Source organism: Rhodococcus sp. AD45-ID (genome assembly GCF_003023755.1).
Classification (GTDB): Bacteria; Actinomycetota; Actinomycetes; order Mycobacteriales; family Mycobacteriaceae; genus Rhodococcus_F; species Rhodococcus_F globerula.
The window spans coordinates 44,351-55,490 of sequence record NZ_PYHL01000003.1 but is presented as its reverse complement, the minus strand read 5'-3'; the positions used below and the strand labels follow the sequence as shown (position 1 = coordinate 55,490).

Genomic DNA, 11,140 nt, shown 5'->3' with positions numbered 1-11,140 from the left:
CACTCCTACCTCACGCGAGGCAGCGAGTTCAGCCGCCGTAAACCTCGGGATCCAGCAATCCGATGTACGGCAGATCGCGGTAACGCTCGGCGTAGTCGAGTCCGTAACCGACGACGAACTCGTTGGGAATGTCGAAGCCCACGTCACGAACGTCGACGTCGATCTTCACGGCGTCGGGCTTGCGGAGCAGCGTGACGACCTCGAGCGACGCGGGGTTCCGGGTCTTGAGGTTGCGCATCAACCAGGAAAGCGTGAGACCGGAGTCGATGATGTCCTCGACGATCAGCACGTGGCGGCCGGCGATGTCCTTGTCGAGGTCCTTGAGAATGCGGACGACGCCCGAAGACGAGGTCGAGGACCCGTAAGAGCTGACGGCCATGAACTCCATCTGAGACGGAATCGGGAGAGCCCGGGCAAAGTCCGTCATGAAGAAGACTGCGCCTTTGAGAACACCGATCAGAAGCAGGTCACCCTCGGGTGCACCGACGGGGTAACGCGCCGCGATCTCCTCCGCGAGTTCGGCCGTTCGCTGACGAATCTGTTCCTCGGTAATCAGTACCGATGCGATGTCACCCTCGTACACGCGTCAAACCCTTCGTCGGTCTTCGAATCCGACGGTCAGCCTGCCACGTCGACGAACCACCACCAACCTCGACTCCGGGGTTCCGCCACCGATCGCGACACCACCTTGCCCCCGCCAATCGGCAATCAAGGCATCGATGGCTCGTAACTGCTTGTCCGTCAACGCTTTTGCACCACTGCCCAGAAGCCAGCTCCGAAGAACGCGCCGTCGGATCGCGCCGGCCGATTCGGCAAGTGTGTCCACTTCCACTTCCCCGTCGACAACAACGCGAAGCAGTACGGCGCCGGCAAGCGCGTCGAGAACCTGCCCGTCCTCACGTAGTTGTGTGGCAGTGCGGGCCAGTGCTTCGGCAACTCCGCCCGCAAGAATTTCCTCGAGTAGCGGCAAGGCCTCGTGCCGCAATCGAACCCTCGTGAACTCGTCGTTGGTGTTGTGCGGGTCCTCCCACGGCGTGATCGACAGGTCCTCACAGGCGGCTCGGGTCACGCCGCGTCGCACGCCGAGCAGCGGCCGACCCCACGGATCGTCGAAGGCCTGCATTCCCTGAATGGATCGACCACCGGATCCGCGGGCGAGTCCGAGAAGAACCGTTTCGGCCTGGTCGTCGAGGGTGTGTCCGAGCAGAACCGGTGCATCTCCCCGACTGCCGTCCAGTGCCTCGTAGCGCGCATCGCGGGCGGCGGCCTCCAGGCTGCCGTTACCGTGGACGTCGACAGTGAGTACCCGCGCCGAGCGAACTCCCAGAGCCAGTGCCTGATCAGCGGCGGCGCGAGCGACGACGTCCGAGCCCTCCTGCAGACGATGGTCGACGATCAGCGCGTCCACCGACTCCGCTTCGGCCACCGCAGCGGCAGTGAGCGCCAAGGAATCAGCACCACCGGACAGCGCCACACACACCCGGCCGTGGGAGTGGTAGCGACGCAGCCACCCCCGCAGCGCCAGCCGCATTTCCAGCAGTGACGCAGTTTCAGGCAGCACCGTCTAACCGAGAACGCGTGTCACCCACGCGTCGGGATGGTCGATCTCGTCGAGCAACGGCAGTGTTTCCGGGCCGGTCCAGATGGTGTTGAACTGCTCCATCCCGACTTTGAGAACCACGGCGTCGACAAACGCCTTGCCTCGGACGTACTGCGCCATCTTGGCGTCCATGCCGAGCAGCATCTTGATGATGCGCTGGACCGGATTGGACTTGCGTTGCCGGCGCTTGTCGAAGGCGGCGCGAATCGTGGCGACGGACGGCACAACGGCAGGCCCGACTGCATCCATCACGTGGTCGGCATGACCTTCGAGCAGAGTGCCGAGAACCAGCATGCGATCAAGTGCTTCGCGTTGCGGCTCCGCCTGCGACGCACGCAGCAGCCCGATGATTCCGCCGGGGGTGGCGTCGTCACCGTCGGCTGCAGGGTTCTTCCTGGACCGCAGTTCGGCGGTGAGACGCCCAACGACATCCGTCATCGACTCGTCGACGCTCGCGCTCAATGTTTCGACGGATTCCTTCATGTAATCCGCCAACCACGGTGACGACGAGAACTGCACGCGGTGCGTCACTTCGTGGAGGCAGACCCATAGCCGGAAATCACTCGGGTTGAGTCGGAGCGAACGCTCGACGGACACGATGTTCGGCGTGACCAGAAGCAGTGTGCCGTTTTCGCCGGTGAAGGGGTCGTACTGCCCGAGAATCGCCGACGACAGGTAGGCGAGCATCGCACCTGCCTGCAATCCCGCGGGTTTGCCGACCAGCAGATTTCCGTTGCCGTCCGGATCGGCGCCGGTGAGATGGGCCATCGACCGCGACGCCGCAGTGATCCAGCCGGCTCGGTCGAGAACCTCCGCTGCCGGGACGGGCAGGCCGTCGGCCAGACCGGTGACATCGCGCACCGGCAGTTCGGCGCGCTTCGACGCGTCAGCCAGCTCCGCGGTTGCGGTTTCGGCGGTGTAGCGCGACATGGCCGGACCACCGCGAGCCAATTTGATGCCGGCTTTGGTCGCGAGACTCCAGTCGACCGCTCCACCCAGAGTTGTCGAGTCGTTCTCTGCTGCCACTATTGGCACCCGCAATTCCTCAATGCTCCGGCGATGGCGTCCAAAGCCGGACGGCTGACTTCCGGTGGCCGATCGTTGGACATGAGCGCAAAGGTGAGCACTCGTCCGTTTTGATCCACCACAAAACCTGACAACGCACTAGCCGTCGACAGAGTTCCCGTCTTGGCACGCACCCAGCCTGCGCCGGTCCGATTGCCCGACGCGTATCGGTCGGACAAGCTGCCGGTTCCACCGGCAACAGGCAGATAGTCGAGCAACGGCCGCAGCTTCGGGTCGCCGTCTCCCGCTGCGGCGGTCATCACTCGATCGAGAACCTCCGCGGGAATGAGATCGTCGACGGAGAGTCCACTCGAGTCGAACAGCGTCACACCGGTGTAATCGAAGCCGGCGGCGCGCAGAGTCTTGGCGGTTCCCTCCACTGCCCCAGCGAACGACGCTTCGGTGCCTGACGCAATCGCCACCTCGCGCCCGATGGTCTCGGCGAGCACGTTGTCGGAATGTTCCATCATCTGGATCAGACGGTCACTGAGCGGTGCGGACTGCACGCTCGCGATCGCCTTGGCGCCGGCGGGCGCAGTTCCTGCCGAGACTTTGGCCGCGTCGACGCCCAGTGCCTGTGCCAGAACCTTCCCCGCGTCCAATGCGGGAGTTTCCGAACGCGGTGATTCGTCCATGGAGCCGTCGAATCGACCGCCCTCGATCATCACCGATTCGATGGGTGTGATGTATCCCGCAGCGATATCGGCCGGGAACCATCCCTGCGCCATGGTGTCACCTTTGAACAGACCGCTGTCGACGACGATGCTGTCCACCGGCGTTCCCGACGCTTTGATCTGATCGACAAGATCGGCAATATGCGCAGCGTTTGCGTAGTACCCGCTCTGCCCCTTCGGCGTTGCGGTCAATGTCGGGTCACCGCCACCGACCAGCACCAACTGCCCCGGCGCAGCACCCTGGACCACTGTCGTCGACAGTCGATGATCGAGCGGCAATGCCAGCAGCGCAGCAGCTGCCGTCAGCACTTTGGTGGTGGATGCCGGTGTCATGGGCGTCGACGGGTCGGCGCTCCACAGAACCTGCCCGGTGAGCGCATCAGCGACAACGCCGGTGAATTTCCCCAGGTCGGGGTTCGCGACAGCCGGTCCGATGGCCGCGGCAATTCCAGCCTCCGACGGTATCGGCGCGTCTGCCGGAACAGGAACTACCTGCGGCGACGGCGTCACCGGGCTCGGTTGTGGCGATGTCGTGACAATCGCGTTCTGCGTGGGTTCTTCGGAAGTTCCCAGTGCGACAACCAACACTGCCGCGATCGCGACTACCGCGACCACACACACCGCCAGCAGAATGCGCACTGTGCGTCGTTTGCGCTCTTCCAACGAGCCGATCTTTTTCTTTCCCTGGCCCGCCAACGCCCCTCCGTCTGTGCTCGCCCTGCTGGGTGGTCAGCCAACCTTATCCTTGACCCGATATCCTTCCGGACGAATCATTACCGACACGACAGCGAGGAATCGGCGTGGAGTTCGACGTCACCATCGAGATCCCCAAGGGTCAGCGCAACAAGTACGAGGTCGACCACGTGACCGGCCGCGTCAAGCTGGACCGTTACCTCTACACCGCCTTCGGCTACCCGGCTGACTACGGATACATCGAGAACACCCTCGGCGAGGACGGCGATCCTCTGGACGCCATGGTTCTGCTGCCCGAGTCGGTGTACCCCGGCGTAATCGTCGAAGCTCGTCCCGTTGCCATGTTCAAAATGGTCGACGAAGCCGGCGGAGACGACAAGGTCCTGTGCGTTCCTGCAGGTGATCCGCGTTGGGATCACATCCAGGACCTCAGCGACATTTCGCAGTTCGAGCTTGACGCGATCAAGCACTTCTTCGTCCACTACAAGGACTTGGAGCCGAACAAGCACGTCGAGGCTGCAAACTGGGTCGGCCGCGCCGAGGCAGAGGCCGAGGTCGAGGCTTCGATCAAGCGTCTCGCTGCCAACGGCGGTCACTGAAAGATCTGCGCACAAAAAATCCCCGCACACCTTCCGGTGCGCGGGGATTTTCGTTTGTCTACTCCCCGTTTGCCTACTCCCCGCTTGTCTACTCCCCGGTGAAGACCGGCGGGCGCTTCTGGAAGACCGAGGTGATGGCTTCCGTCAGGTCCTGCGACGGCAGGAACGCCGCGTTCCAGGCTGCGACGTAGCGCAGGCTGTCGTCGACGCTCGCGCTGCGCGAGTGATCGAGCACGTCCTTGATGCCGTGGACGACGAGCGGCGGGTTGAGCGCAATTTCCTGGGCAGTTGCGCGGGCTGCGGCAAGCACGGCGTCTGCGTCGTCGAACACGTCGTTGACGAGGCCGATCTTCTCGGCGCGCGCAGCATCGATGTCCTTGCCGGTCAACGCGAGTTCGCGCAGGTGTCCGTCGCCGATGATCGCAGGCAGACGGGCGAGGCTGCCCATGTCCGCAACGATGGCGACCTTGACCTCACGGATGCTGAACTTGGCGTCGACGCTCGCGTAGCGAATGTCTGCTGCCGTGATGAGGTCGACGCCGCCGCCGATGCACCAACCCTGAACTGCGGCAATCACCGGCTTGCGGCAATCCGCGACTGCATTGATGCCGGACTGCATGCGCTTGATCATGTCGTGGAACTTGGTTCGCGGACCGGCCTGAGCCTTGTCCGCGAGGACAGCACCGAATTCACCGCTCATCGCCGGCAGATCAAGACCGAACGAGAAGTGCTTGCCGGAACCGGCGATGACGACGGCGCGCACATCGGGATCGGTGTCGAGGTCCGCAAAGATCTCGGGAAGTTCACTCCAGAAATCCGGGCCCATCGCATTGCCCTTGCCCGGGCCGATCAACGTGACCTGGGCAATGTGGTCTTCGCGCTCTACGGTGAACGCATTCCAGCTCTTCTGTTCGCTCATTACTCAAGAGTAACCTCGAGTTGCGATCAGCCGAAGAGCCCGGCCTCATCCAGCACCAAGATCACAAGCGACACTGCAATCAGCGCCCACATCGTCTGCATCGCGATCCGCGCGGCGCGTTCGCTCGTCGGAGGAAAAACCCGCACCGTCGGGTGCTCTTCGATGTACTGAGCCAGCGGGACGGTCCGCACGCTCGAACTTCTCGGATTCCTGGTCTCCACAGTGGTAGCCATTACACGATCCTCTCGACTCCGCATTCTCGTCGCAGGTTCCAAAAGTCAAGCCTGCGGCGAAGTTCGACTACTTCAATGTAGACCCGCTTCCCGAAGAATTCAGCTCGAGATTCCTGCGAATCCGCTGAGAACCGGAAATGCTGAGAACCGGAAAACGGGTACCCGGTTGATCGAGCCTGCGCACGAGGAGCGATCACTATGGCGACGACCGCCGAACCGAACACTCCTAGACGTCGGCTGAGGTCGTGGATGCTCGCAGACATCACCGAAGAACCCGGCGGACACCTGGGTCCACACCGCATCACGTCAAAGCAGGAACATCGCCACCCGTGGTGGAAAGTCATGTGCCTAACCGGGGTCGATTACTTCTCGACGCTCGGGTACCAACCTGGGATCGCCGCCCTCGCAGCCGGCACCTTGGCCCCGCTGGCAACGGTTGTGCTCATCCTTCTCACCCTGTTCGGCGCACTACCCGTCTACCGACGCGTGGCGCGGGAAAGTCCGCACGGCGAAGGTTCGATTGCCATGCTCGAACGTCTGCTTCCGAAGTGGCGCGGCAAGATATTCGTCTTGGTGCTACTGGGATTTGCCGCAACGGACTTCATGATCACGATGACGCTCTCGGCTGCGGATGCAACCGCCCACCTCGTCGAAAATCCTTTTGCGCCAACATTTCTCTCCGGACAGACCGTTGTCATCACGCTGGTTCTCCTGGCACTGCTGTCAGCGGTGTTCCTTCGCGGTTTCACCGAGGCCATCGGCATCGCGGTCGGACTCGTCGCGGTGTACCTGACGCTGAATCTCGTGGTGATCGGCGTGAGCCTGTGGCACATCGTGAGCGCGCCCGCATTGGTCACCGATTGGACCCGAGCCATGTCGACGGAACACGGCAATCCCGCGATGATGATCCTGATCGCTCTGATCGTATTCCCGAAACTTGCTCTGGGCCTTTCGGGTTTCGAGACCGGTGTTGCCGTGATGCCGCAGATCGAAGGCGGGCCACGCGACACCGAAGCGCAACCGGAGGGCCGTATCCGCGGCACTAAACATCTACTCACCGCGGCCGCCTTGATCATGAGTGGGTTCTTGCTGACGTCGAGCCTGGTGACAACAATTCTCATCCCGGAGAACGAGTTTCAGCCGGGTGGCGCTGCAAATGGGCGCGCCTTGGCATTTCTTGCTCACGACTATCTCGGGCAGATATTCGGCACCGTCTACGACCTCAGCACGATCCTCATCCTGTGGTTTGCCGGCGCCTCCGCGATGGCCGGTCTCCTCAATCTTGTTCCCCGATATCTCCCCCGGTACGGAATGGCCCCGTCGTGGGCTCGCGCGGTCCGCCCACTCGTGCTCGTGTTCAGCGTCATCGCGATCACCGTGACGTTCTACTTCGATGCAAGCGTCGACGCCCAGAGTTCCGCGTACGCAACCGGCGTGTTGGTTCTCATCTCCTCCGCGGCGGTGGCAGTCACCCTGTCCGTGCGCAGACGTGGAAATCGAAAACTGTTCGTAGCCTTCAGTTTTGTTGCAGCTCTCTTTGTCTACACAACCATCGCCAATATCATCGAACGACCGGACGGGGTGAAAGTTGCATCGTTCTTCATCGCTGCGATCATGGTCGTATCCCTCCTGTCGAGGGTGACACGCGCGTTCGAGCTGCGCGCTAAATCCGTCGAATTCGACGACACCGCTGTGCAATTCATCAACGAAGCCACGCACCGGGGCTATCTCGCAATTGTCGCGCACGACGCCGCCCACCTCAGCGAAAAGGAGTATCGAGTCAAGGAACTCCAGCAACGAGTGCACAGCAACATCCCCAGAGGTGAATCGATCATCTTCATGGAAGTCAATGTCACCGACTCCTCCGATTTCAGCACCGATCTTGTTGTCCACGGCCGACGCCGCGGCAGACACCGAGTCCTGCGAGTGGACAGTCCGGCAGTGCCGAACACCATCGCAGCCGTTCTCCTGAAGGCTCGCGATCTCACTGGCGTGATCCCGGATGTCTACTTCGAATGGTCCGAGGGAAATCCTCTGACCAACCTGCTTCGTTTCCTGTTCATCGGCGAAGGCGAAACCGCTCCGGTAACCCGCGAAGTGCTGCGCCGCGCCGAACGTCGACGCTCCCGCCGGCCCCATGTTCACGTCGGTTGAACGGATTTCCCACGTGTTAAGAACCCTGAAAATTCGAGCTGGCAAACCTTCCCATTCGCAGGTAAACGTCGGATCATCGATGGTGATCGCACATCTGGCTAACCCGTGGCAGGACGCCCAACACTGCCTCAGGAACCGACCGGGAGGGCACATGCTGCTACATCAGTCGATCGGGTTGGAACGCTTCAACGAACTGCCCCGCCCGAAGGCAATCCATGCGCTGTACGAATGCTGTTGCTCGATGACGTGGGCTGGATGGGTCAGCGACGGTCGCCCGTTTGCCAGTTACGCGGAGATCCTGGCCCGAGCGGAGAACGCACTGCTCAACCTGTCCGACGCAGATGTCGAAAATGCCCTGCACTGCCATCCGCCCGTCGGCGTCCGCGCCCAAAGTGTGCCATCCCACCTCGAACAATGCGCGATCTGGGATTCCGACGAGTCACTGATGGCCACCATCCGCCGAGCCGGTGAGGAATACGAGTCGACCTTCGCGTTCCGATACATCTGGTGCTCACACGGGCACGATGCCCAGGATCTCCTCGAGAACATCCGCGTCCGCCTGACTAATCCGGCATCCGTGGAACGCAAGATCTGCGTCGACGAGTTGGCAAAGATCACATGTACCCGGATCGAGCGCATGCTCGGCCCCGAGGACGGTTACCCGGAGTACTGACGAGACAAAAGCGGGTGCGGTGCCAGTGGCACCGCACCCGCTTTCTGCAAGAGAACTATCAGAGATCGAATTCCGAGGGAGCAATTCCGACCGCAAAACACATGTCCCGCACTACTGCGCGCTCATGCTGATCGAAGTTGCCGTCGGCGCCGCCGATGATGATGCCGATCTGAATGACCGCGCGAGCCTGATCCTGCTTGGACTTGAGCTTGGAAATTGCCGCGGTTGCCTCTAGCTTTCCGAACTCGAAGTCCGACGTCAGCTTGCTGCAGTACCAATCGAACTGCTGACTCAACTCTGCCGGCGGGAAGACCGCCAGCGACTCGTTGCTCATGATCAATGCCGACGTCTTCTGACGCTCCGCCGGGTCGATCGAGCCGTCTGCGGCCGCGATCAACGCGCACATCGCCATACTTGCGTTCTTGAACTCCTTGTTCTGGAACTGGCTCGTCTTGGTCTTGAGCTGGCTGTTCATTTCCTGAGCCTTAGCCTTCAGCTGATCCCAGAATGCCATGAGTCTCCTCGGGTAGAGCCGCCACGCACCGCGCGTAGTCGTACCAACCACTTTGCCTGGGAGCCCCGAATTTTGCCATCCACCCCTGCAATTAAAACCTTCCGGTAGGTTCTTATATGCTTGCGGCCCTGCAATCAGTCAAGATCGAGGAGCACTTCCGTGACCGGGTCGCCCGAACAACCCGCTGCGCCGCCACGCGATCCCGGTCTCTCCAGCCGCGAAATCGAAGTGCTCCGGCACTGGCTCAAATCCGACAGTAAGACCGTCGTGTCCGCGCAGCTGCTCATCTCGATCGGGACAATCAACACACATCTGATGCGAATTCGAGGGAAATACGCGGCCGTCGGTCGGCGAGCCCCCACGAAGATGAGCCTGCTTGCACGTGCATTGCAGGACGGGATTATTACGCTCGACGAACTCTGATCGAGTCAGAGTTTGTCGAATGCGGCAAAGAGTTGCGGTTGCGTGGCCGGATTGAGGGTGTCCGGGACCAAGACCCAGTGCGAGCCCGTCCACGGATCGTGGACGTCGATCTCACCGGCCGCCGGAACGTGGCGGCACCCATGTGCCAAGGCCACGATGCTCTCCTCGGTCGAACTCGACTCGTCATCTCCGACAAGCAGTATCGACAATCCGATCATCGGTCCGTGCTCGGCGAGAAACATGATCGCCTCGGCGTCCTGCGCCGAATACCCATGCGGGAAGTCGCCGAGTATCAGTAGTCGTGGAGTGCTCGGGCCGGCGTCGTGAGACATCGCGAACTCCTGGCCGCTGTTTCTTGCCAGCCCCGCCAAATCCACAGCTTGGGCCAACTCCGTCAACCGCGCAGAAATCTCCTGATGCGTGCGAATCACCGGGCCGGCCAACTGCGCGGACAAACGATCCGTCAGCAACGTGTACGACCCGGTCAGATCGACGACGTCAAGCAACGGCATCGGCCCGGCAGCCATGATTCGCAGCGTCAACGCACTGACCACAGCGACCGCCGCTGCCCCGGAGGTGCTGTCCACCCAGATCGGCCGTGGCAGTGGGAGCGGCATGCAGTAGGGCACACTCAGTGAACTTCGGTCAGGTGCGGACAACATGCCAAGTCGCACACCATCACTCGACGTCAGAGATTCCCTCGCCGAACCCGCCGCCCATACCGGTGATTCCCAGGACGCCATCGCCCGCGGAATCACCGAATCCACGACGGTCAGCTCATGGGCCAATTGCGCGGAATCTCGCGTATGGCTCTCGCGGGCTGTCGCCACCAGTTCGTCGTGACGCTTCTGCGCAGCTTCACGGGCGGCAATACCGGCCGGCGAGTTGCGGGTGCTCGCGTCAGCTACCGCTACCGACAGTTCCTCGTCCAACCTCGTCATCGCGTATTCGCTGCTCGATATCAGCGACGCCGCCGACCTCGATGCGTCTTCGAAGATCATCCACATACGTTCGAGTGCGCGGCCCTCTTCGACGGGCTCCACAACCTGATCGTCGCGCACCGACGCAGTAGGGCTTCCCGCGTTTGCCGGCACGTCGTCTACCTCGACTCCGTGAACGCCGATGAGTTCGGCCAAACCGCCCGCATAGCCTTGTCCGACTGCTCGAACCTTCCACGCGCCGTTTCGCCGGTACAACTCCCAGCAGATGACTGCGGTCTCCGAACCTGCGGTGGGAATGTCGAATTCGCCGAGTACCGAACCGGATTCATCGCTCAGCCGCGCAGACAAACCGGCAACCCGAAAGGCCCCGGCTGTGGCGGCACTCGGATCGACGCTCACGATGCACAGCACCGCTGCCGCATCGGGGTGAAGACGATCGAGATCGACCCGGACGACGTCGCCTGTCAGCTGCACGCCGGCCGTCGACGGCTGGTTGTAGAAGACAAAAGCGTCGGACGACAGGGCCTGCAGGCGCGTATCCGTCACCATCGCAGACACGTCGAACGGCGTCTGGCTGGACGCACGAAACGTCACGACGGATGTTTGCAGCGGCGCATTCTGTCCAGGAACGAACTCCACAGTCACAGCCGAG

At 62.0% G+C, this 11,140-nt stretch carries 12 protein-coding genes; 4 read left to right on the top strand and 8 right to left on the bottom strand.

The genetic code is table 11. From position 1 onward, the window contains the following. Positions 1–28 precede the first annotated feature (28 nt). From hpt to dacB, 4 genes are read right to left on the bottom strand one after another with little or no spacing between them, the layout of a single operon-like run. Positions 29–583, bottom strand: coding sequence for a hypoxanthine phosphoribosyltransferase (hpt, locus tag C7T36_RS24320; RefSeq protein ID WP_033236316.1), 555 nt, complete (start codon positions 581–583; stop codon positions 29–31). A gap of 3 nt (positions 584–586) precedes the next feature. Beyond that, positions 587–1,531 (bottom strand): tRNA lysidine(34) synthetase TilS, encoded by a 945-nt coding sequence (gene tilS / locus C7T36_RS24315; protein ID WP_045068295.1) that lies wholly within the window; start codon positions 1,529–1,531, stop codon positions 587–589. Positions 1,532–1,564: 33 nt separating this feature from the next. After that, on the bottom strand, positions 1,565–2,635 hold the full coding sequence (locus C7T36_RS24310; protein ID WP_375129365.1) for a zinc-dependent metalloprotease: 1,071 nt from the start codon (positions 2,633–2,635) through the stop codon (positions 1,565–1,567). Next, a complete protein-coding gene (dacB, locus tag C7T36_RS24305) occupies positions 2,626–4,035 on the bottom strand; it encodes a D-alanyl-D-alanine carboxypeptidase/D-alanyl-D-alanine-endopeptidase (RefSeq protein WP_045068291.1) in 1,410 nt (469 codons plus the stop codon). Before dacB ends, C7T36_RS24310 begins: the two co-directional genes overlap by 10 nt. A 104-nt stretch (positions 4,036–4,139) precedes the next feature. Between dacB and C7T36_RS24300 the strand changes: the two genes are divergently transcribed. After that, on the top strand, positions 4,140–4,631 hold the full coding sequence (locus C7T36_RS24300; RefSeq protein ID WP_033236312.1) for an inorganic diphosphatase: 492 nt from the start codon (positions 4,140–4,142) through the stop codon (positions 4,629–4,631). A gap of 88 nt (positions 4,632–4,719) precedes the next feature. Here C7T36_RS24300 and C7T36_RS24295 read toward each other — a convergent pair whose 3' ends face one another. Next, positions 4,720–5,550, bottom strand: coding sequence for a crotonase/enoyl-CoA hydratase family protein (locus C7T36_RS24295; protein ID WP_045068288.1), 831 nt, complete (start codon positions 5,548–5,550; stop codon positions 4,720–4,722). 26 nt (positions 5,551–5,576) lie between these two features. Beyond that, positions 5,577–5,783, bottom strand: a complete 207-nt coding sequence (locus C7T36_RS24290; RefSeq protein WP_092806021.1) for a hypothetical protein — start codon at positions 5,781–5,783, stop codon at positions 5,577–5,579. A 198-nt stretch (positions 5,784–5,981) separates the two neighbouring features. On the opposite strand from C7T36_RS24290, the gene C7T36_RS24285 reads away from it, so the two are divergent. Then, on the top strand, positions 5,982–7,937 hold the full coding sequence (locus C7T36_RS24285) for an amino acid permease (protein ID WP_045068286.1): 1,956 nt from the start codon (positions 5,982–5,984) through the stop codon (positions 7,935–7,937). A gap of 151 nt (positions 7,938–8,088) precedes the next feature. Then, on the top strand, positions 8,089–8,610 hold the full coding sequence (locus C7T36_RS24280) for a 2-oxo-4-hydroxy-4-carboxy-5-ureidoimidazoline decarboxylase (RefSeq protein WP_045068284.1): 522 nt from the start codon (positions 8,089–8,091) through the stop codon (positions 8,608–8,610). A gap of 58 nt (positions 8,611–8,668) precedes the next feature. On the opposite strand, the gene C7T36_RS24275 is transcribed toward C7T36_RS24280, so the two are convergent. Beyond that, positions 8,669–9,124, bottom strand: coding sequence for a tellurite resistance TerB family protein (locus C7T36_RS24275; protein WP_033236309.1), 456 nt, complete (start codon positions 9,122–9,124; stop codon positions 8,669–8,671). A 159-nt stretch (positions 9,125–9,283) separates the two neighbouring features. On the opposite strand from C7T36_RS24275, the gene C7T36_RS24270 reads away from it, so the two are divergent. After that, on the top strand, positions 9,284–9,547 hold the full coding sequence (locus C7T36_RS24270; RefSeq protein WP_033236308.1) for a LuxR C-terminal-related transcriptional regulator: 264 nt from the start codon (positions 9,284–9,286) through the stop codon (positions 9,545–9,547). 5 nt (positions 9,548–9,552) lie between these two features. On the opposite strand, the gene C7T36_RS24265 is transcribed toward C7T36_RS24270, so the two are convergent. Continuing rightward, a complete protein-coding gene (locus C7T36_RS24265) occupies positions 9,553–11,133 on the bottom strand; it encodes a TerD family protein (RefSeq protein WP_045068281.1) in 1,581 nt (526 codons plus the stop codon). Positions 11,134–11,140 lie beyond the last annotated feature (7 nt).

Excerpts from the sequence above, each read along its gene's own strand:
- tilS (WP_045068295.1), bottom strand. The coding sequence starts at position 1,531 with ATGCGGCTGGCGCTGCGGGGGTGGCTGCGTCGCTACCACTCCCACGGC.
- C7T36_RS24295 (WP_045068288.1), bottom strand. The coding sequence starts at position 5,550 with ATGAGCGAACAGAAGAGCTGGAATGCGTTCACCGTAGAGCGCGAAGAC.
- C7T36_RS24290 (WP_092806021.1), bottom strand. The coding sequence starts at position 5,783 with ATGGCTACCACTGTGGAGACCAGGAATCCGAGAAGTTCGAGCGTGCGG.
- C7T36_RS24285 (WP_045068286.1), top strand. The coding sequence starts at position 5,982 with ATGGCGACGACCGCCGAACCGAACACTCCTAGACGTCGGCTGAGGTCG.
- C7T36_RS24280 (WP_045068284.1), top strand. The coding sequence starts at position 8,089 with ATGCTGCTACATCAGTCGATCGGGTTGGAACGCTTCAACGAACTGCCC.
- C7T36_RS24275 (WP_033236309.1), bottom strand. The coding sequence starts at position 9,124 with ATGGCATTCTGGGATCAGCTGAAGGCTAAGGCTCAGGAAATGAACAGC.